Consider the following 20,770-nt stretch of genomic DNA (forward strand, 5'->3'; position numbering starts at 1 on the left):
GTTCCAGGGCGATGGGTGTCGTCCTGTGTTTTGTTCTTGATTTGTTCATTAACATATTGTATCTGATTCGTGAACATATAGCTTTGTCTATGACGGACGCCAAAGGAGCGAGCGTCATGAACCCGCATATCCTCGAGACTCCGGATTCAGCCGCACCCGATCCCGTCGAGCCGTGGGCCAAACCGGACCTCAGCCTGCTTGACGAGCAGGTGGGCGCGCCGCCGCTCTTTCCGCTGGACGTGCTGCCATCCCTCTGGCGCGCATGGACCGAGGCCGCCGCGGCAAATACGGGTGCGCCGACCGACTATGTGGCCCTGTCACTGCTCACGGCAGCGGGCAGCCTCGTTTCGGACCGCCGGGTCACGCCGGCCGCGGGGTGGGGGGAGCCGTGCATCCTGTGGACGGCGCTGGTCGGGCCGCCCTCGTGCGGCAAGACACCGGCCGTGGAGGCGGCCTGCGGTCTGCTGCGGACGCTATGGCATCAACGCCGGCAGGGGCCGCACAATCCGCAGGGACAGACCACGCCCGCGCCGTTGTTCACCAACGGCACGACCATCGACGCCGTGCTGGGTGTGCTGCACGAGACCGAGCCGCAGGGCGTGCTGCTGGTGCGCGACGAGCACGGCGGCTGGCTATCGCACATGGCGCGCGGCACGCGCGACGGCAACGTGCACGCCTTCTGGCTCTCCGCGTGGTGCCAGCGCAGCCTCGATCTGGGCTGGCGCGGCAAGACGGTCGAGCTTGACTACCCCTCGCTCTCGATCCTGGGCACGACGCATCCCGATGCGCTGGTGCCGGCCTTGACCCGCGACGACGGCGGCGTGCTGGCACGCTTCCTGTTCGTGCGCCCGGCAACGGGGACGCGCCCACGGCCGCTGTCGGACGAAGATGAAACCGTGACGCGCCAGGCGGTCGCCGCCTTGCGGCGGCTTCGCGATCAGCGCTGGCAGATTCGCGATCTGCCCTTGGCGCATGACGCGCTGGCGGCCTTCGAAGGCTTTCGCCGTGCACATCATGCGCCGATGCTCGATCTCGCGGGCAAAGCGGCGGCGTGGTGGGGCAAGGGGCCCAGCCAGGTGCTGCGGCTGGCCGGCGTACTGACATTGCTGGACTGGGCGGCGGGTCCGCGGGATGTGGCCGAGCCGACGCAGGTACCGGCCTGGGCCATCGATGCGGCGGCACGGCTGTGGCGCGACTACCTGTGGCCGCACGCGCAGGCGACGTTCCGCATCGCCGGCACCGGCAGTGAGCGCGAGAGCCGCCAGCGCCAGGTGCTGCGCTGGCTGGCGGTACACCGGCTATCCGAAGTGTCGCGCGAAAACATCCGCCGTGAGGCACTCTCGCAGGCGCTGGATGCTGCCCAGACTCAACGGCTGATCGAGGATCTCGTGGACAGCGGCTGGCTGCAACCGATGGCCCCGGCGGAAGGCGGCCGCGGTCGTCGCCGCCGGTGCTGGCAGGTCCACCCCACGCTCTGGAGCGTGCGTGATATCGGGGCGACCGCTTCGGATGATGCCGCCCTTCCAATTCCCGCAATTTCCGCAAGCAAGTCTCGCGCACCTGCCGTCGCCGCGGATGATGTGCCGGAGGATCCAGATACACCCGCGGTCATTTCCGCTATTCCCGCAAACGAAATCGTCACCCGTACCACGACGGGCGTTGGTGGGCTGCCGCAGCTCAGCAAGCGCACGCGGCCGGCGATGCGGGCTGACGGCGACTCCCCCTCTCCGCCCACGCAGTGGGGGGAGAGGGAGGGGCCCATGCCGAAGGCATGGGAGGGTGAGGTGGGTGCTTCTACATGGACGATCGATGTTGTGAGAGCGAGGCCGGGTTCAACACCCACCTCACCCTCCCATCGCTGACGCGATGGGCCCCTCCCTCTCCCCCCGCGTGGCGGGCGGAGAGGGGTGAATCGCATTCCCTCGAAACATGCTCTACCGTCAGCCCGTCCCATCCGTGTCGGCGGTGCATGCTCACACTTCGGCAGATCGAGGTCATTCGCGCGATCATGGTGACGGGCACTGTCGGCAGTGCGGCCCGCCTGCTCAACGTGTCGTCGCCGGGCATCAGCCGCGTGATGAAGCATGCCGAAAGCGTGCTGGGGATGCGGCTGTTCAGCCGCCGCAACGGCCGCTATGCGCCAACGCCGGAGGCGCGCGACATCTTTGCCCAGATCAATGGCGTCTACGACAAGGTCGAGGACCTGCAGTACGTCATCAAGCGCCTGGCCCGCGGCGCCGATTCGGCGCTCAAGATCGGCTCGGTCCCCAGCATCGCCAACGTCATGGTGCCGCGCGCGATTGCCGGCGTGCGGCGGCGCTTTCCCAACCTTCTGATCGACTTCGACGTGCTCAAGATCGAGGAGGCGATCGACTACCTTCTGCTTGGCAAGGGTGAGGTCGTGGCCATGAGCTATCGCTACGACCATCCGATGCTGGCCTTCGAGCCGTTGGCCACGGGACGGCTGCGTTGCATCGTGCCGGAACAGCACCCGCTGGCCGGGCGGACCACGATCTCGGCGCGCGAGATCGTGCGTTATCCTCTGATCGGGATCGATCCCAACGATCCCTACGGCCGGGTGATGACCGCGATCTTCGCGCGCCATGCGCTCGACTATAACGTCACGATCCGGGCGCGTTTCGGCTCCACCGTCTGCGCGCTGGTGACCACCGGCCTGGGCATCGCGATCGTCGACGAGTTCACGATCGCCGGCGACAACTGGCCGCGGCTGTGCCAGCTCGCCATCGAAGAAGACACCGATTTCCAGACCTACGTCGCGATGCGCAAGGACGCCACGCTGTCGAGCTACTGCGAGCAGTTCATCCATGTCTTGCGCGGCGAGATGGAACAGCTCCGCTCGGCTGGCCGCGAGCGTCGCAGGAGTCCTGTAGCCCGGCCGCGCGCCCGGGCCAAAAAGTAACCTCAGGTTACCTCTGGCGCCAAACTTGATCATTGCCTTTACATTGGGCGTGCGACACCGTGCCTTTGCTATGGGAGGAAAAAGCCAATGAACCGTATTCACGCGCTGGGGCTGATTTTTGCGTTGGGGCTTGCGACGCCGGCCGTCGCCCAGGACACCATCAAGATCCCCAATATCATCGAGCTGTCGGGCGCCGGCGCCACGGTGGGTACCAACTGGAAGAACGGGTCCTCGCTGGCCGTCGACGAGATCAATGCGGCCGGCGGCATTCTCGGCAAGAAGATCCGCCTGGAATTCGTCGATACCGCGAGCGATCCCGGCAAGGCGCGTGCCGCCGTGCAACGGGCGCTCGATGAGGAGCCGATCGCGATCTTCGGTCCGATCTATTCCGGCAGTGTCAGCGCCACATTGAAGCTGACCAACGATGCGGAGGTCGCGCAGATCATCGGCGGCGAGGCGGCCAACCTGACGGCGCAGGGTTCGAAATACCTGTTCCGCACGTCGTTCGGCCAGAACGTGTCGATGCCCAAGATCGCCAACTATCTGCGCGACGAGGTCAAGGCAAAGTCGGTCGCCGTCATCTACGTCAACAACGACTTCGGCAAGGGCGGCCGCGACGCGATCATCAAGGAGTTCAAGGAGCGCAACATCACCGTTGCCGCCGATCTCTCGACCGAGGCCGGCCAGGCCGATTTCGCCGCCGATGTGATCAAGCTCAAGGGCGCCAATGCAGACGCCGTCTTCGTCTACCTGAACGAGGAGGAGAGCGCGCGGTTTCTGCGCGAGGCCAAGAAGCAGGGCCTCAACAAGCCGCTGATCGGCGAAACCACCTTGCTCGGGCAGAAGGTGATCGATCTTGCCGGCGATGCCGCCAACGGCGTGCGCGGGCATGTCGGCCTGACGGTTGATGCCCCGATCCCCGCCATTCAGGAGTTTGGCCGCAAGTTCCAGGCCAAGTTCAACTACAAGCCCGACCACAACGGCGTGAAGGGCTACATCGCGCCCTACATGATCAAGGCCGCGGCGGAGAAGGCCGGCAAGCTGCAGGCCAAGCCGATCGCGGCGGCGCTGCGCGGGCTCACCATCACGCCGGACAAGACACCGGGCATCCTGATCGAGGCGAGCTGGGACGACACCGGCGAGATCGACCGCATCAGCTTCCTGGGTGAGGTCAAGGACGGCAAGCAGGTCATCACCCAGACCCTGCCGAAGCTGAAGAAATAGAATCGTCCACTGGCATCCCGAGCGTAGCGAGGGATCTTTGTGAGTCGACTGGCCTAATACCGACTGTCGCTAGAGTGTGACTCAGGATCGTCATCCCGAGCGCAGCGAGGGATCTTTCGATGCAGGCGCACCCGTGTGTCACTTTCAGAAGATCCCTCGCTGCGCTCGGGATGACAGCTGTATCAGGACGCGTGATTCCGCGTACGAGATCCCTCGCGTTGCTCGGGATAACAGCGGAGCGTGGGCAGCGCTCGGGTGCTTTATCCATGCGCAGCCTCTGTCGCGCACTCAAGGACGACGCAACATGGCTGACTTCCTTCAACTGATCATCGCGGGCCTTGCCACCGGCGCGATCTATGCGCTGGCCGCCATCGGCTTCACCTTGCTGTGGCAGACGTCGCAGACCATCAACTTCGCCCAGGGCGAATTCGTGATGCTGCCGGCCTTCTTTGCGCTGATCGCCATGACGTGGTTCGGGCTGCCGTTCGCAGTGGCCGTGATCGTCGCCATCGCGACGGCGGTGCTGCTGCTGGGCCTCGTGTTCAAGCTCGTGGTGGTCCAGCCGCTGATCAAGCAGGGCGTGCTGCCGCTGGTCATCTCGACCATCGCGCTCAGCGTGTTGCTGAAAGAGGGCGCCAAGGACGTCTACAGCGCCGAGGCTCAGCCGTTCCCGACGTTGTTCCCCGACGTCACCTTGTCCGTGGCCGGCGTATCGGTGTCACTGGCGCAGATCGGCGTGCTCGTGGTGGCGTTCGGCACCATCGTTGCCTTGCAGTGGTTCCTGGGTGCGACCCGCACCGGCCGGCAAATGCAGGCCACGGCGCAGAATCCGACCGTCGCGCGCATCCTGGGCGTCGCCGTCGAGCGGATGATCCTCTACACGTTCCTGATCAACGCCGCCCTGGCGGCGATGGCGTCCATTCTGATCTCGCCGATCTACCTCGCGAAGTTCTCCAACGGCGAAAGCCTGGGGCTGGCGGCGTTCGTTGCCGCCATCGTCGGCGGTTTCAATCAGGTCCGGGGTGCGATTGTCGGTGGCCTGCTGATCGGCGTCGTCGACAACCTCGCCGCCGCCTATGTCTCGACGTCCTATCGCCAGGCAGTGCCGCTGATCCTGCTGGTCCTGATCATCCTCTTCCGTCCGCAAGGCCTTCTCGGCCGGGCAGAGGAGCGCGCGGTATGACGATCCCGGCCAAGCTGGCATGGCCTGCGCTGGCGGTCGTCGCGCTGCTGCTGGTCCTGGCGCCCGTCGACCTGACCGGCATCGGGATTCCCTATCCCGGGCTGAAGCGCTACGGCACCTACATCATGACGCTGTGGCTGGTGACGGCCATCGCGGCCATGGGCGTCAACCTGATCGTGGGCTACGCCGGTCTGGAGACCCTGGCGCAGGCGGCCTTTCTGGGGATCGGCGCCTATACCACGGCCCTGATGGTGAAAGCCGGGCTGCCGTTCGGCCTGGCCTTCGCCGCCTCCGGCGCGGCCGCCTTTGTCGTCGGGATCGCGCTGGGCTTTCCGGCCCTGCGGGTGCGCAAGCACTATCTGGCGTTCGTCACCCTGGCGTTCTCGGTGCTGGCCTGGCTCGTCTTCCGCAACGAGCAGTGGCTGACCGGTGGCGTGATGGGGCTGCCGGACATCAGCCGACCGTCGCTGTTCGGCATCTCGCTGCGCCGGCACGTCAACTTCTACTGGTTCGTGCTCGCCATCACGGCAGCGCTGACATTCGTGCTGTGGTGGATCGTGCGCTCGCCCTGGGGCCGGGCCTTCATGGCACTGCGCGAGAACCCCATCAGGGCCGAAAGCCTGGGCATCGATGTGCGCCTCTATACCCTGCTGGCGTTCGCCATCGGCTCGGCGTACGGCGGCATGGCGGGGAGCCTGTACGCGCCGCTGGTCGAGTTCATCGACCCCAATCCGTTCGCGCTGGGCCCGTCGCTGCTGTTCATGTTGATGGTCGTGGTTGGTGGTGTCGGCCGGTTCGCTGGCCCATTCGTCGGCGCCGCTGTCGCCGTGCTGCTGCCGGAATGGCTGCGCTTCGCCGAAGGCTTCTACCTGTTGATCTATGCGGCGCTGGTCATGGCGATGATGGCGTTCTGCCCGACCGGCATTCTCGGCCTGGTCGAGCGCCTGCTGGCGCCGCGGCGCCGGACGCAGGCCGATCCGAAAGCATCCCTGCTCGGGGAGGCGAAGCCATGACCGCGGTCCTGGAAGTGCGCGATGTCGCCAAGTCGTTCGGGGGCGTGCACGCGGTGCAGGGTGTGTCCTTCGACGTCCATGAAGGCGAGATCCTGGGCATCATCGGCCCCAATGGATCCGGCAAATCGACCCTGTTCAACTGCATCCTGGGCCAGTTGACGCCGACGCGCGGCGAGGTGCGCGTCGACGGCAAGAGCGTCACCGGTCTGCGGCCGTCGGAACTCAACCGGCTGGGCATCAGCCGCACGTTCCAGCTCCTGCAGGTCTTTCCGCAGCTCACGGTGCGCGAGAACCTGATCCTCGCCGGCCAGGAGCACCAGGGCTCGCGCCTGGGCCGGCTCTTCGGTGCCCGCGATGCCGGCCTCGGTGCCGCCGCCGATCGCATGATCGCGTTCTTTCGGCTCGGCCACCTCGCTCAGGAGAGTGCGGGCGGCCTGTCCTATGGCCAGCAGAAGCTGCTCGATGCGGCGATGGCGTTCATGGCCGGGCCGCGGCTGGTGCTGCTCGACGAGCCGGCCGGCGGCGTCAACCTGACGATGCTGGCCAGCCTCAAGGAGAGGCTGCAGGCGATCAACAGCGAGACGCGGGCGACCTTCGTGGTGATCGAGCACAACATGGAGTTCGTGATGTCGCTGTGCTCGCGCATCATCGTGCTGGCCGAAGGCAAGATCATCGCGGAAGGAACGCCTGACGCCGTGCGTCGCGATCCTCTGGTGATCGAAGCGTATCTGGGACACTGACGCCATGACCGTGGATGCCATCCTGACGCTCGACAGCGTGATTGCCGGCTACGGCAAGATGACGATCCTGAACGGCACGACGGCCGCGGTCCGCCGCGCCGCCATCACCACGGTGATCGGTCCCAACGGGGCCGGCAAGTCGACGATGTTCAAGACCGTCTTCGGCCTGCTGGGTGTTCGCGCCGGCCGCGTGATCTTCGACGGCAAGGATACGAGCCGCTGCACGCCGCGGCAGATGCTGGATGCCGGCATGTGCTACGTGCCGCAGGGCCGCAACATCTTTCCGGAACTCTCGGTGCGCCACAATCTGGAGCTGGGCGGCGTGGCGCTGCCCGACCAGTCGCGCCTGGGCCAGCGCGTCGATGCCATGATGACGCGCTTTCCGATCCTGCGGGAGAAGGCGGGCGCCCAGGCGTCGACCTTGTCGGGTGGCCAGCAGAAGCTCCTGGAAGTGGCGCGCGGCCTGCTGCTCGACCCGAAGCTGATGCTGATCGACGAGCCCTCGATCGGGCTGTCGCCGCTGATGGTCCAGGAGGTGTTCGCCATCCTCAAGGACCTGCGCGACAAGGGTGTCACGATCCTGCTGATCGAACAGAACGCCAAGCAGGCCCTGGAAATGTCGGACTACGGCCTGGTCCTCGAACAGGGCCAGACCCGCATCGAGGACACTGCCGGCAACATCCTGAACGATCCCCGCATCGCCCAGCTGTTCCTGGGCGGCGGCCTGGCGCCGGCGCAGCAGGTGGCATGATGCGCAAGAGCATGCTGGTCGGCCTGATCGGGTCGAACATCACCAACTCGCTGTCGCCGGTGCTGCACGAGGATGCGTTCGCCACCGCCGGCATTGCCGGGCACTACCACCTGATGGACGTCAACCGGCTCAAGGGCCGTCAGCTCGAAACGCTGTTGGCGGCTGCCCGCACCGCGGGCTTCGCCGCCGTGAACATCACGCAGCCTTTCAAGGAAGCTGTCATCCCGCTGCTCGACGAGGTCTCGGCCGGGGCGCAGCAGGTCGGTGCCGTCAACACCGTGGTCATCGATCCCAGCAGTCGCCTGATTGGCCATAACACGGACCGCTCGGGCTTCCGCCGCGCGTTCGAGGAAACACTGGGGCGTGACGCGGCGGCCGGCAAACCGGTGCTGCTGCTGGGCGCCGGCGGCGCCGGCCGCGCGGTCGCCTTTGCGCTGATGGATGTCGGTGTCGAGCGCCTGATGATCTACGACACGGAGCAGGCTCGTGCCGCCGCGCTCTGTGCCGATCTCATCGTGAAGTCGGGTATCACTCACGGTGCCTTCGTCGCCGATCCGAAATCCGCTGCCAGGACGGCCGCCGGCATCGTCAATGCGACTCCCATCGGCATGCTGGGGCACGCGGGCATGCCGATCGACGATGCGCTTGTGCGATCCGAGCAGTGGGTCGCCGACGTCGTCTACACGCCGCTCGAAACGCAGTTCGTCGCCCGGGCACGGGCCAAGGGATGCCGGGCCATGACCGGCGGTGCCATGTGCGTGCACCAGGCTGCCGATGCCTTCCAGCTGTTCACCGGATTGGTGCCCGATGTCCGGCGCATGCGCCGCGTCTTCGACGAAGCCTGCGCCGGGCGTGATGCCGCATTGGCCGCCATGGCGTGAGGTGAAGGCCTGACGCACAGGGCGTTGTAACGCAGTCCCTGTCGTCCTGAGCGAAGCGAAGGACCTGTTAGACGGCCCAATCGCACGGGCCCATCGATAGCGTAGGTGCGCCAGTTTTCGCGGCCTGTGCGCGTCTGGGCGTCCAACAGGTCCTTCGCTTCGCTCAGGACGACATAGAACCTGGAGGCGAGACGATGCAGACAGCGATTGCGACCGTGTCGCTTAGCGGCGCGCTCAACGAGAAGCTGGAAGCCATCGCGGCGGCCCGTTTCAAGGGCGTCGAGATCTTCGAGAACGATCTGCTGTCCTTCGACGGCACGCCCGCCGACGTTCGTGCCATGGTCGCGGGACTCGGGTTGCGGTCCGTCACGTTCCAGCCGTTCCGCGACTTCGAGGGCATGCCGGCTGACCGGCGCGACCGGATCTTCGCGCGGGCCGAGCGCAAGTTCGACGTGATGCAGGAGCTGGGCTGCGATCTGCTGCTGGTGTGCTCCAACGTCTCTCCCGAAAGCCTGGGTGGCATCGAGCGGGCCGCCGCCGATCTGCGCGCGCTGGGTGAGCGGGCGGCGCGGCGCGGGCTGCGCGTCGGGTTCGAGGCGCTCGCCTGGGGCCGGCACATCAACGACTATCGCGATGCCTGGGAGGCCGTGCGGCGCGCCGATCATCCGGCCATCGGCCTGGTGTTGGATACGTTCCATATCCTGGCCCGGAAAACCGACCTCGGCGCGATCGCGGCGATCCCGCGCGATCGCATCTTCCTGGTCCAGGTCGCCGACGCGCCGGTTCTCGACATGGACTATCTGTCCTGGAGCCGGCACTTCCGCAATTTTCCGGGCCAGGGCGACCTGCCGCTGCTCGATTACATGGCGGCGCTGCAGGCCACCGGTTACGACGCGTTGCTGTCATTGGAGATCTTCAACGACCAGTTCCGTGCCGGTTCGGCGCGCAGCGTGGCCGTCGACGGTCACCGCTCGCTGATCTATCTGATGGATCAGCTCCAGGCGCATACCGGCGTGATGGACCAGAGTGCGCCGCCGTTGCCGCCACGGGCGCGCTGCCAGGGCACGGAGTTCATCGAGTTCGCGATCGATGAGGGTGATGCACCATCATTCCGGCAGATGCTGGCCGGGCTGGGCTTCCGCTGCCGCGGCATCCACAAATCGAAGGCCGTTGAACGATGGCGCCAAGGTGACATCAACCTGGTGATCAACAGCGAAAAGGAAGGCTTTGCCCATTCCTACAACATCGTGCATGGCACCGCCGTTTGTGCGATCGGGCTGAACGTCGAGGACGCCGCAGCCACGCTGGATCGCGCGCGCCGGCTGCTGGACACGCCGTTTCAGCAGGCCGTCGGGCCGGGCGAACTCGAAGTGCCGGCCGTGCGCGGATTGGGCGGCAGTCTTCTCTATTTCATCGATCACAAGACCGATCTCGCCAGGGTCTGGGACATCGAGTTCGATGTGCCCACGTACGAAGGCCCCGATACGGCCGTCGGGTTGACGCGGGTCGATCACATCTCGCAGTCGATGCAGTACGAGGAGATGCTGACATGGCTGCTGTTCTATACGTCCTTGCTCGATGTCACGAAGACGTCGGAGCAGGACGTCGTCGATCCCGGCGGATTGACCAAGAGCCGGGTCGTGCAGGCCGCCGATGGCGGGATCCGCATCGTGCTCAACGCCTCGCAGTCCAATCGCACGTTGTCCTCGCGTTTCCTGTCGGAGATGTTCGGTTCGGGCGTGCAGCACATCGCCTTTGCGACGGACGACATCTTGCAGACCGCGGCGCGGCTGGCGGCCAACGGGGTCGACGTGTTGCCGATTCCGGAAAACTACTACGACGATCTGGAGGCCAAGAGCGACCTGACGCCGGCGCTGATCGCGCAGTTGAAGGCGCACAACGTGCTCTACGACCGCGAGGGTGGCGCTGAATACCTGCAGATCTATGTCCAAGCCACCGAGCAGCGCTTTTTCTTCGAGATCGTCGAGCGGCGCGGCTACACCGGCTTTGGCGCCGCGAACGCACCGATCAGGCTTGCCGCACAGACACGATTCGTCCGACAGTCGCATCATCTGTGACGCAGAGGGCAGGGAATGAACCAGGCGGAGCGACTCGATACCACCCGGCTGCAGGCGCTGGCGTTGGCCTATCAGCAGAGTGCGGCATTGATGGCGGCGGTCGAATTGGACGCCTTCACCGTGATTTCGCGGGGCGAGGCGACAATTCCCAAGGCGGCCGCAGCAATGGGCATCATGCCGCGCCATGCCGAACGGCTGCTGACGGCGCTGACCGCGATGACCCTGCTGACCAAGAACGGCGAGACCTATGCCAATGCGCCGGATGTCGAGCGTTTCCTGGTGAAAGGCTCGCCGCGCTACGCGGGTCCGTGGATGACCTTCACCAAGCCGCGCTGGGAGCGCTGGGGCAAGCTGTCGGACGCCTTGAAGGTGACGGCCGAGAAAGTGCTGGGCGACTACGAAGGCTTTACGGTCGAGGATGCGCGGCGCTACCACGCCGCCACCAACTCGATCGGCATGGGCGCCGGCCGCCGCTTCTGCCGCCAGGTCGACCTGTCGAACCGCCGCAAGCTCCTGGACCTGGGCGGCGGGTCGGGGGCCTACAGCATCGTGGCGGCCCAGACCTGGCCGCAGTTGGAAGCGATCGTGCTCGACCTGCCGCCGGTCGTGGTCGTGGCCCGCGAGTATATCGCCCAGCACGGCGTGGCCGACCGGGTCTCGGCCGTGGCGGGCGACTTCACCAAGAGCGATTTTCCGTCCGGCGTCGACGTCGTGGTGATGGCGAGCAACCTGCCGCAATACAGCCCGGACCTCATCCAGCTCGTGGTCAGCAAGGCCTTCGCTGCCCTGGTGCCGGGCGGCGAGATGCACCTGGTGGGCGAGATGCTCAACGATGACCGCAGCGGCCCCTTGAACCCGGCCCTGTGGGGCCTCAACGAGGCGGTGTTCGGCAGCACCGGCGTGGCTCACAGCGAGGCCGATGTCCGGCGCTATTTCGCCACCGCGGGCTTCGTCGGCGTGACGGTCAACGACTTCATCCCCGGCATCCTGAGCCGCGTGACCGGCCGCAAGCCGTAACACTGGCCAGAGAGGGTGGGTGGCGGTGAGGGGTTGCTTCCGGGGGCACATTGGACTACAAGCCGCCGGTCAGGCCTCGCCCCCTTCGTCTAGAGGCCCAGGACGCGGCCCTCTCACGGCTGAAACAGGGGTTCGAATCCCCTAGGGGGCGCCAGTCGCCAAAAACACCGCAGAACATCGAGTTTCTGCGGTTTTTTCGTGTCTGAGTGGTACGAAAGATACGACGAAGGCCACGATGCTGCGCTAAAATAGGGCGGCGCGTGCGGCGTCTTCCAGCGCTTTCATCGCCAGCAAATAGGGGCGAGGGCCGTGGCTGACGCGGGCGACGCCATGGCCGGCCAGAGCCGGCAGCGGCGGCGTTGTGTCGTCGACCATGATGTTGAGCGGTAGCGGCGATGCTTCGGCGAGGCGCGCGATCAGCGCAAGATTGCTGAGGCCGGGCGCGAAAAGGCCGTCGGCACCGGCCTGTGCGTAGGCTTGCGCCCGTTCGAGCGCCGTGGCGATCGTTGTCGTGTCGTGTTCGGCAGGCGGCTGCTGGAAGAAAACGTCGGTCCGCGCATTGATGAAGAACGGCACGGCGGCGGCATCGGCGACCTGTCGTGCCTGTCGAATGCGCGCGGCTTGCTCATCGATCGTGCGCAGCGTCGCATCGGCGGGAAAGCTGTCCTCGAGATTGCATCCGACGGCGCCGGCCTCGAGCGCGAGGCGGACGGATTCGCCGACCGCCGCCGGCGAGTCGCCATAACCTGCTTCCAGATCGATGGTCACAGGCAGGTCCGAGGCACCCACGATCCGGCGTAGATTGTCGATCGCCAAGGCGAGGGGTAGCCGCTCGCCATCGTCAAAACCGAACGCATGCGCGACCGACCAGCTGCCGGTCGCGAGCGCCCGGGCGCCGCCGGCAGCGACCGCTTTGGCGCTGCCGGCATCCCAGACATTGAAAAGGACCAGTGGCCTGCCCGCGACGTGCAGTATGCGAAACTGCTCCGCCTTGCGTCGTTGGTCGCTCATGATGTTTACCCCTGGATGGATCGGCGCGGCGTCACTGGGCTTCGAGCCAATGCGCCCGCAGTTCCTTGTTGAAATCCACCCAGCGCTCCTCGGGGAAGAAGAGCCTGGCGTCCTTGAACTCGATCCGGCGTCGGGTCCCGGGGATCGTGTCGGCAAGCCACCGTGACCACTTCACATCGAAATACACATCGTCGGTTCCCCAGACGATGAGAGTCGGCACCCTGAGGGTCTTGAGTCGGGCTTCGATGGCGCGCGTGTGCGCATTGTCGAAGGCGGCCAGGAAACGCTGGAAGTCGCGCGTACGCTGCTCGGTGCGGAGCAGCGGCCGCAGGTAGATCTCGATGCTCTCGTCGCTCAGGCGGTCCGGATGCTCATAGGCCGGTGCCAGGGCCGTGCGATAGACGCTCTTGTCCGCCAGCATCGCCTCAAGCGTGCCCCGCAGGCCACCAGCGGCGGCCATCTCCAGAAAGGGTTTGAACGCCTCGGGCGGCCAGTTGTCCTGTGTATCGCAATCGGTCAGCGTCAGGCTGCGGACGCGCTCGGGGTACGACGCGGCGAAGATCTGGGCGATGCCGCCGCCGCTGTCGTTGCCGACGAGATCCACCGTGTCGATGTTCAGGGTATCGAGAAATTCCTTGAGCATGGTGGCGTTCGCCGTCACCGAGACGTCCTGCCCGGGCGCGCTCTCGGTGTCGCCGTGCGTGAGCAGGTCCACGGCGATGCAGCGGCGCAGGTCGGACAGATGAGCCAATTGATGGCGCCAGAGATGGCCGTTCAGCAGCACGCCGTGCACGAACAAAGCCACCGGTCCGCTGCCCTGTTCGGTGTAGCCGATACGGCCCGATGCTGTCTGGACACTGTGCCGCGTGGGCGAGGCTGTGGCCATGGTTCAGCCCTCCCCAGCTGTCGTCGTGCCGGCGTGTGCTTCCTTCAACTTCCGTGCACACGCATCGCAGCACACTTCGACCGCCTTGCCGCCGATCTTGACCGTGACCGCATTGGCATCGAGCTCGCAATCGCAAGCCGCACACGTTCTCTCAGCCATGACATCGCCCTCCATGAACACCTGCGGGGTGGGGAGGCGACTAGGCCATGTCGAAGGGTTGCGGCGCTGTCAGAATCTTTAGCGACTTGAGCGGCTAGCGGCGCAGTGCCGACTGCCTGAAAGACGAGGGCGAGCGACTATAGGCGTCGCGGAAAGCCGCGCTGAAGTGGCTGTGGCTGGAGAAGCCGAGCTCCAGGCCGAGTGCGGTGAGGTCGTCATACTGAGCGAGCAGGTCCAGTGCCCGCGCCAGGCGCAGCCGCAGCTGATACCGGTAGAGGGGCATGCCCTCGACCTGGCGGAAGACCTGCGTGAGGTAGACCGGCGAGCCGCCCACTTCGGCCGCAATCTCCGCCAGCGTCCAGCGCCGCGCCAGGTCGCTGGCCAGCACCAGCTTGGCGCGGTCGACCAGCCGTTGCCGCCCGGTGCTGGCAGCGGCGGCATGCGTGGTGCGTGGCCCCAGGGCCCGTTGGGCCAGGGTCAGCGCCAGGCTTTCCGCCTCCAGCGGCTCGGCGATGTTCTGGTGCAGGCTGTGCCGCAGCAGGGCGACCAGCACCTGCGTCCGCGAATCGATCCGCAGGCGTTGCCGGCGGAAGGCGAGGGGCGCATCGTCGCGCAACAGGCTCTCGGGTGCCAGCTCGCGCAGCAGCGTCTCGTCGACGACCAACACCAGGCTGGCGTCACCGCCCTCGATGGGGTGGCTGACGCGATAGCCTTCGCCGGCATTGAAGAACAGGACCTGACTGGCCTCCGCCACGGCGTCGTCGCGCCCCATGTGACGCACATAGGCGCCGCGATAGGGAAACACCATCTGGGTGACGCTGGCACACTCCTCCGGTGTCTTGTGGCGGCAACGGCCCTGGCAGCACACGTCGCGGACTTCGACGCTCGGCGTGGTCAGCAGGGATTGATCGTCAAATTCAGACACGTGGTCACCAGTTGCATCGCTCCGGCACCATCGCGCCGTGGATTTTCGGCGCATGCGTCGGACACTCACCCACCATAACCCGGTTTCATCACACGGTCATGACGATGCAGACCACGTCGCCTGAGCGACCATCGCTAGAAGGTGAGCGTCCTGGTTCGTCAGGCGAAGCGGAGCAACGGTATGGCGCTTGCCGCCAGCAGCAGGGCAAACAACCGCAGCCGCGTGAGTGGTTCTTTCAGCCAGACGACGGCGATTACAATGGCGAAGATCGCGCTCATGTCACGCAACGCGGCGGCCGGTGCGATCGCCGCGACGCTCCATACCCACAGGATCAGCAGATAGGACGCAACGGCGGCGATCGCGATCGGCGTTGCCGTCACGGCGTGACTTGTGATGACACGCCACGGCCAGGCAACGACGTTTTGCCGCCACGCCATCGCGGCGGCGTTTGTGATCGACACGGCAAATCCGTAGGCCCATGGCGAGCCGGCGCGGCGCACGCCTTGCGCATCGCACATCACATAGGCCGCCGTCGTCACGCCGGCGATCGCGATCCAGCCCAGGGCGGCTCGCGGTACGGCGCTGTGTCCGGTATTGCCGATCGCCAGCGCCAGCAGGGATGTGGACACCAGTCCGACGCCGATCAGTCCGGCGACGCTCAACGTCTCGCCGGACAAACCCGCTGCCAGCGGCACGACCAGCATCACCGAGAGCGCACGCACGACGGGATAGACAGTACCGAAGCCGGCCAGCTCGTAGGCCCGCAGCAGGGCCGTCACGGTCACGAGGTTCAGCGCCGTCGAGCCGGCGATCCAGATCCATGATGCGGACGCCGGCAATCCGGTCCACAGGAGGCCGGGCAGGACGATCACCGCGCTCATCACCATCTGGGCCGTCATGAGTTCCCGGGGCTGCGATCCGGCCTTGACGGCGGCATTCCAGCCGGCGTGCAGCACGGCGCTGGCGAGTGCGGCGGCAACGTGGACGTAGTCCATCGGCTCAGGCGAGCCGGCGATAATAGACGCTGGTGGCGCAGAGCCCACCGTGCGGCCACAGGGCGTAGTCGGGAACGACACCGGCCAGGGTCCATCCCAGCCGCGCGTAGAGCCGCTCGGCATCGCTGCCGGTCGCGGTGTCGAGGACCAGCAGTGTCCTGCCGGCGGCACGTGCCGCAGCCTCCGCTGCCCGCATCAGCGCCGTGGCCACGCCGCGCCCACGGGCCCGGCGATGGACCAGCATCTTGGAAACGTCGGCACGGTGCGGCTGGTTCTCGGCGCGCGCGCAGATCACCTGGACGGTGCCGACCAAGCCGCCGGCATCGCGGGCGGCGAACAGCAATCGGTTGCCGCTGGCGATGTCAGGACGCATCTGGCGCCAGAAGTCGCAGGCCTTGTCGCGCGCCAGGGGATGCATGAAGCTGACCGACGCGCCGCCGGCAACGCAGTCGATCAGGATATCGGCCAACTGCTCGATATCGGCATCTGCGAGAGCGGGCAGGACGCTGACAGTCATGTCGTCGGGAGAGTGCATGGGTCATCTCGGTCCGTCAGCACCCGCGACCATCACCACGGCATAGCGTGCCGGTTTGCGGGTTCGATTGCTGTACGCCGTGGGGCGATCGAGAACGAAAGCGAGGCAGTCGCCGGCACTCAGCGCATGTCGTTGCTCTCCCACGGTGACGTCGATCTTGCCCTCGAGCACCCAGACCTGGTGATGCGGTGGCGTCTGGCGCGCCACGGTCTCGTAGGCGACGTGCGCGCCCGGCGGGAAAGTCACCTCGACGATCTGGATGGGAGTCGGGTAGCCGCTGGGCGACACGTTGCGGCGGACGTAGCCGGACGCCGGGTCGCGCCACAGGGCCTGGTCCGATCGACGTGCGATCGGCTCGGCCGGGCTGGCGGCAGGCTGGAACAAACCCGCCAAGGTGGTGTTCAGCGCCGCCGCCAGCTTCTCCAGCAGGACAGCCGTCGGACTCGTTTCGCCCCGCTCGATCAGCGAAATCATCGATCGGCTGACGCCGCTGCGGTCCGCCAACGCGTCCAGCGACATGGCGCGCTCGGCGCGCAACTGGCGCACGCGTGCCGCGATCTGCTGATTGAGATCGGGCGCGCTCACGGAAGATCATCCATCATGATGGATGGAAAATCCAATAAATTGGATGTCGTGTCAATATCCGGCCACGCCACACCGTGGTTGGACGCGCTTCACTTGATCTCGGCGCCGATATGCTCCGCCAGGTGCCGTACCGCGTGAACGTTGCGCCGTGTTGCATTCCGTGGGTCAGCAGGCACGTGCGTTTCGATCGAGGCCAGCACCTCGCGGGACTTGGTGTCGCCCAGCAGGATCGGCAACAGGCCGGCGAAATCGACATCACCCTGGCCGATCGGCACGACCTTGCCGGTCGCGATGCTGTAATCCTTCAAGTGGAGATGGTCGGTGCGCGGCGCCACGGCACGCAGGTCGCTTGGCGCTGGTGGGGCACCCCGGGTGTATACATTGCAGATGTCGACCAGCGGCCGCAGCCGGCGGTGTGCGAACGTGCCGAGCACGGCACCGAGGTCGGCGATGGTGGCGACATTGCAGACGGGTTCGTTTTCCATCTGCAGATCGACGCCATAGGTGTCGGCAAGCGCGCACAAAGCGGCGAGCGGCTCGGCCAGATCGGCCGGCGTGAAGCCATCATAGGCAAGCCAGCTGAAGATCCGCAGGCGCGTGGCGCCGAGCATCAGGGCGATGTCGAAGGCATGCTGGAACGGATCCGGGGCGGGGCAGTTGGCAGGATCGAAGGCGAAATCGGCCTTGCCCGTGCTCGTCCTGCCCGGCGCCGGCCATTTCAGCACGGGCGATACGAAGGTCGGCACCGTGATCCGCGCCTTGTGGATGCGCGCGGCGATCGCGGCGACCTCATCCAGCGTCATGCCCAGCAGATTGCGCCCCTCGACCGTACGCATTTCGAGTCGCGAGACGCCGTTCTCGGCGCAGAACGACAGCATCTCGTCCAGCGTCGGCCCGATCTCGTCGCCGATCACCGACAGCAGCAGGCGGGGCATGATCATGGGATTTCCTCGCGGCGGGCCTTGCAGCGACCGACTATAAGGTCGGCGTCGAAGCGACGCCATGCATCCTCTGAACCCGGCGAGTCATGCTTTACGTGCAGTCGTTGCATGCAGGTTGGTGCCTCCATATCGGACCCCCGATCGTCCCACACTCGGTGTCCATATAAGGCGAAACTGACACAGGGACGGGAGGAGACACGGGGCAATGGAGTGGTATCCCAAACGCCGCTTCGGCGACTTGCCGCGAGACGCCGCGGCGCGGTTGCCGGAAGCGGAGGCCTTGGTGTTCGACAAGGCCCGCTATACGTTCCGCGACCTGTCAACCCGTGTCGATGATGCCGCGAAGCGATTGATGGCGTCCGGCGTCCGGCATGGTGATCATGTCGCGCTCTGGCTGAACAACAGCGACGACTGGATTTTCATCGCCTTCGGTATCCTGAAGATCGGCGCCGTGCTGGTGCCGATCAATACCCGGTTCCGCTCCCGCGACCTGGCGTATGTGCTCAAGCAATCCGACAGCAGCGTGCTGATCACCCACGACCGGTCAGGACCCGTCGACTATCTCGATCTGGTGCGTGAGGTGGTGGCCCTGCCCACGAGCGGCGATCGGGTCGAGGACGGCGCCTATCCGTTGTTGCGCCGCGTCATCCTGCTCGGCGAGCGGCCGCATGCCGGCACGGCAGACTGGGCCAGCCTTGCGGATGCGGGCGCCCGGATTGCGGCTGACGATCTCGCGGCACGAGCCCAGGCGGTCGATCCCGATGCGACCGCCTTCATCATGTATACGTCGGGCACGACCGGCTTTCCCAAGGGTGTCGTGCACACCCACAGGCTGATCCGCAACGTGGAGGAACGTGCCTACCGGATGGCCATCACGCACAACGACGTGATCCTGAACTACCTGCCGCTGTTTCATGCCTTCGGCCTGTCCGAAGCGGCCTGGATGTCCCTGGTCACCGGGGCAAAACATGTCGTCACGCGCACGTTCGATCCCGACGAGAGCCTCGACCTGATCGAGCGCGAGCGCGTCAGCATCATTCACGGCTTCGAAGCGCATATGAAGGGACTGACCGAAGCGCAGGAGGCGCGCCCCCGTGATCTCTCGAGCCTGCGCACGGGCATCTTCGCAGCCGGCATGCTGAGCGCCACGCCTGTCGTGCGCCGCGGCGCCAGGGTGCTGGCGCCGCTCAAGAACCTCAGCGGCTTCGGCATGACCGAGACATGGCTTGGCGTCACGCTGTGTGCGCTGGACGATGACGAGACACACCGCTGCGAATCGTCGGGCTATCCCGGCCTGGGATTCGAGGTGCGCGTGATGGACAGCGAGACGGGCACTGCGGCCGGCATTGGCGTGCCGGGCGAATTGCAGGTCCGCGGCTTCAGCGTGATGCGGGAGTACTACAAGAAGCCGGCGGAGACCGCTGCCACCTTCGCCGAGGATGGCTGGCTGCGCACCGGCGATGCCGCGATGTGGCTTGCGGATGGCTATATCCGCTTTCTCGGCCGCTACAAGGACATGCTCAAGGTCGGCGGCGAGAACGTCGATCCGATGGAAACGGAGGGCCTCCTGCTGGAGCACCCGATGGTCCACCAGGTGGCTGTCGTCGGACTGCCCGATGCGCGACTGGGCGAAGTGCCGGTGGCCTATGTCGCCTGCACGCCGGGGGCTCATCTCGAGGCGGATGCGGTCATCGACCATTGCCGCGGCAAGGTGGCGAGCTTCAAGGTACCGCGGCACGTCATCTTCATCGACAGCTTCCCCATGACCGAATCGGGCAAGATCCGAAAGGCCGACCTGCGCGCGGATGCCAAGAAGCGCCTGGGAACGAAGGAGACAAAGGCATGAAATTCGGTGTCACGATCGTACCGCGGATATCGGACTGGCGGCTGTTCGTCGAACTCGAGGAGATGGGATACGACTGCGCCTGGGCCGCCGATTCCCAGATGATCTACTCCGATGCCTATGCCGTGCTGGCGCTGGCGGCGGAGCACACGTCGCGTATCCGGCTGGGAACCGGCGTCTCGGTCGCGCCGACGCGGTTGGCACCGGTGACCGCGCATTCGATCGCGACCATCAACCAGCTGGCGCCGGGGCGCACGTTCCTGGGCATCGGCACCGGCCACACCGCGATGCGCGTGATGGGCAAGGATCCGATGAAGGCCGGCGCCTTTCGTGACTATCTGCGGGTGTTGCGCGCCCTGCTGCACGGCGAGGAGGTCGACTACCCGCTCGGCGAGCAGCACAGCGACATCCGGTTCCTGCATCCCGAGGACGGCTTCATCAACGTGGATCAGCCGGTGCCGATCTATGTCGCCGCCGATGGTCCGCTGGCGCTGAAGGCCGCCGGCGCCTACGGCGATGGCCGCGTGTGTTCGCACAACCAGACCAAGGCGCGCCTGCAGAAGAGCATGGAGGTGATGCAGTCGGGTGCGACCGCCGTCGGTCGGACGTTGCCGACAGACTTCCATACCGCGTCACTGGGCTATGCCTGCGTGCTGCAACCCGGCGAGAAGATGACGTCGGACCGGGTGATCGACGAGATCGGATCAATGGCGGCCGCCACGCTGCACTACTGGTGGGAGCTCTACCAGATGAACGGCGATACCAGCACCGTCGCGGGGCGTTGCCGTGATCTGTGGGCTGAATATCTCGACTTCACGGAGAAGATGGAAACGCCGCCGGCCAAGCGCTACCAGCAGGTCCATCGTGGGCACTGCGCCTTCCTGCCGCCGGAAGAGCGGCGTTTCATCACCGAGGATTTGATTCGGTCGACCGGCGGCCTGGTCGGGACACCCGACGAGATCATCGCCATGCTGCGCGAGCGCGAGGCAATGGGACTGACCGAGATCACGCTGTTGCCGGCCATGGCGACTGCCCGCCGCAATCTGCGGGACTTCGCCGAAAAGGTGATGGCCCGGTATTGAC

General features: G+C 66.0%; 20 protein-coding genes and 1 tRNA gene. 13 read left to right on the plus strand and 8 right to left on the minus strand.

The features are described 5' to 3' along the window. Positions 1 to 116 precede the first annotated feature (116 nt). The 11 genes from FQU96_RS11370 to FQU96_RS11420 all read left to right on the plus strand — a co-directional run bounded on the left by FQU96_RS11370 (position 117) and on the right by FQU96_RS11420 (position 11,961). Complete coding sequence (locus tag FQU96_RS11370) at positions 117 to 1,862, plus strand: DUF3987 domain-containing protein (RefSeq protein ID WP_178130453.1); 1,746 nt, start codon at positions 117 to 119, stop codon at positions 1,860 to 1,862. Positions 1,863 to 1,969: 107 nt separating this feature from the next. After that, positions 1,970 to 2,920, plus strand: a complete 951-nt coding sequence (locus FQU96_RS11375) for a LysR family transcriptional regulator (RefSeq protein WP_146541210.1) — start codon at positions 1,970 to 1,972, stop codon at positions 2,918 to 2,920. Between the two features lie 87 nt (positions 2,921 to 3,007). Beyond that, positions 3,008 to 4,144 (plus strand): ABC transporter substrate-binding protein, encoded by a 1,137-nt coding sequence (locus FQU96_RS11380; RefSeq protein WP_146541213.1) that lies wholly within the window; start codon positions 3,008 to 3,010, stop codon positions 4,142 to 4,144. A 304-nt stretch (positions 4,145 to 4,448) separates the two neighbouring features. Beyond that, entirely contained in the window at positions 4,449 to 5,327 is an 879-nt protein-coding gene (locus FQU96_RS11385) for a branched-chain amino acid ABC transporter permease (RefSeq protein WP_146541214.1), read from the plus strand. Then, positions 5,324 to 6,340 carry a branched-chain amino acid ABC transporter permease gene (locus FQU96_RS11390; protein ID WP_146541215.1) on the plus strand — a complete coding sequence of 339 codons (1,017 nt, stop codon included), beginning with the start codon at positions 5,324 to 5,326 and terminating at the stop codon, positions 6,338 to 6,340. The genes FQU96_RS11385 and FQU96_RS11390 overlap by 4 nt, the downstream gene beginning before the upstream one ends. Beyond that, positions 6,337 to 7,080 (plus strand): ABC transporter ATP-binding protein, encoded by a 744-nt coding sequence (locus FQU96_RS11395; protein ID WP_146541217.1) that lies wholly within the window; start codon positions 6,337 to 6,339, stop codon positions 7,078 to 7,080. Before FQU96_RS11390 ends, FQU96_RS11395 begins: the two co-directional genes overlap by 4 nt. A 4-nt stretch (positions 7,081 to 7,084) precedes the next feature. Continuing rightward, positions 7,085 to 7,831 (plus strand): ABC transporter ATP-binding protein, encoded by a 747-nt coding sequence (locus FQU96_RS11400; protein WP_146541219.1) that lies wholly within the window; start codon positions 7,085 to 7,087, stop codon positions 7,829 to 7,831. Continuing rightward, positions 7,828 to 8,712 carry a shikimate dehydrogenase gene (locus FQU96_RS11405; RefSeq protein WP_146541221.1) on the plus strand — a complete coding sequence of 295 codons (885 nt, stop codon included), beginning with the start codon at positions 7,828 to 7,830 and terminating at the stop codon, positions 8,710 to 8,712. Before FQU96_RS11400 ends, FQU96_RS11405 begins: the two co-directional genes overlap by 4 nt. 194 nt (positions 8,713 to 8,906) lie before the next feature. Further along, on the plus strand, positions 8,907 to 10,790 hold the full coding sequence (locus tag FQU96_RS11410; RefSeq protein ID WP_146541223.1) for a bifunctional sugar phosphate isomerase/epimerase/4-hydroxyphenylpyruvate dioxygenase family protein: 1,884 nt from the start codon (positions 8,907 to 8,909) through the stop codon (positions 10,788 to 10,790). 15 nt (positions 10,791 to 10,805) lie between these two features. Continuing rightward, positions 10,806 to 11,807 (plus strand): methyltransferase, encoded by a 1,002-nt coding sequence (locus tag FQU96_RS11415; protein ID WP_146541225.1) that lies wholly within the window; start codon positions 10,806 to 10,808, stop codon positions 11,805 to 11,807. 78 nt (positions 11,808 to 11,885) lie between these two features. Beyond that, positions 11,886 to 11,961: transfer RNA gene (locus FQU96_RS11420), tRNA-Glu, on the plus strand. A gap of 89 nt (positions 11,962 to 12,050) precedes the next feature. Here FQU96_RS11420 and FQU96_RS11425 read toward each other — a convergent pair. From FQU96_RS11425 to FQU96_RS11455, 8 genes are all read right to left on the minus strand, one after another. Beyond that, entirely contained in the window at positions 12,051 to 12,818 is a 768-nt protein-coding gene (locus tag FQU96_RS11425) for an isocitrate lyase/phosphoenolpyruvate mutase family protein (RefSeq protein ID WP_146541227.1), read from the minus strand. Between the two features lie 31 nt (positions 12,819 to 12,849). Continuing rightward, positions 12,850 to 13,704 carry an alpha/beta fold hydrolase gene (locus tag FQU96_RS11430; RefSeq protein WP_146541229.1) on the minus strand — a complete coding sequence of 285 codons (855 nt, stop codon included), beginning with the start codon at positions 13,702 to 13,704 and terminating at the stop codon, positions 12,850 to 12,852. A gap of 3 nt (positions 13,705 to 13,707) precedes the next feature. Further along, a complete protein-coding gene (locus tag FQU96_RS42170) occupies positions 13,708 to 13,863 on the minus strand; it encodes a hypothetical protein (RefSeq protein WP_178130454.1) in 156 nt (51 codons plus the stop codon). A gap of 94 nt (positions 13,864 to 13,957) precedes the next feature. Further along, the gene (locus FQU96_RS11435; RefSeq protein ID WP_146541231.1) at positions 13,958 to 14,788 is read right to left on the minus strand and encodes an AraC family transcriptional regulator; all 831 of its coding nucleotides are present in this window, start codon (positions 14,786 to 14,788) and stop codon (positions 13,958 to 13,960) included. A gap of 158 nt (positions 14,789 to 14,946) precedes the next feature. Then, positions 14,947 to 15,783, minus strand: a complete 837-nt coding sequence (locus tag FQU96_RS11440) for a hypothetical protein (RefSeq protein WP_146541233.1) — start codon at positions 15,781 to 15,783, stop codon at positions 14,947 to 14,949. A 4-nt stretch (positions 15,784 to 15,787) separates the two neighbouring features. Beyond that, positions 15,788 to 16,318: a GNAT family N-acetyltransferase gene (locus tag FQU96_RS11445; protein ID WP_146541235.1), complete on the minus strand. Its 531-nt coding sequence runs from the start codon at positions 16,316 to 16,318 to the stop codon at positions 15,788 to 15,790. A gap of 3 nt (positions 16,319 to 16,321) precedes the next feature. Further along, on the minus strand, positions 16,322 to 16,903 hold the full coding sequence (locus FQU96_RS11450; RefSeq protein ID WP_146541237.1) for a helix-turn-helix domain-containing protein: 582 nt from the start codon (positions 16,901 to 16,903) through the stop codon (positions 16,322 to 16,324). An 89-nt stretch (positions 16,904 to 16,992) separates the two neighbouring features. Then, positions 16,993 to 17,844: a sugar phosphate isomerase/epimerase gene (locus tag FQU96_RS11455; protein ID WP_178130455.1), complete on the minus strand. Its 852-nt coding sequence runs from the start codon at positions 17,842 to 17,844 to the stop codon at positions 16,993 to 16,995. Positions 17,845 to 18,049: 205 nt separating this feature from the next. Here FQU96_RS11455 and FQU96_RS11460 point away from each other — a divergent pair, with 205 nt between their 5' ends. Together FQU96_RS11460 and FQU96_RS11465 are read left to right on the plus strand one after the other, a co-directional pair. After that, a complete protein-coding gene (locus FQU96_RS11460; RefSeq protein ID WP_146541241.1) occupies positions 18,050 to 19,690 on the plus strand; it encodes a class I adenylate-forming enzyme family protein in 1,641 nt (546 codons plus the stop codon). Next, complete coding sequence (locus tag FQU96_RS11465; protein ID WP_146541243.1) at positions 19,687 to 20,769, plus strand: LLM class flavin-dependent oxidoreductase; 1,083 nt, start codon at positions 19,687 to 19,689, stop codon at positions 20,767 to 20,769. The genes FQU96_RS11460 and FQU96_RS11465 overlap by 4 nt, the downstream gene beginning before the upstream one ends. The last annotated feature ends 1 nt before the right edge of the window (position 20,770 follow it).

The sequence above is a fragment of the Reyranella sp. CPCC 100927 genome (assembly GCF_007859315.1).
In the GTDB taxonomy this organism is placed as follows: domain Bacteria; phylum Pseudomonadota; class Alphaproteobacteria; order Reyranellales; family Reyranellaceae; genus Vineibacter.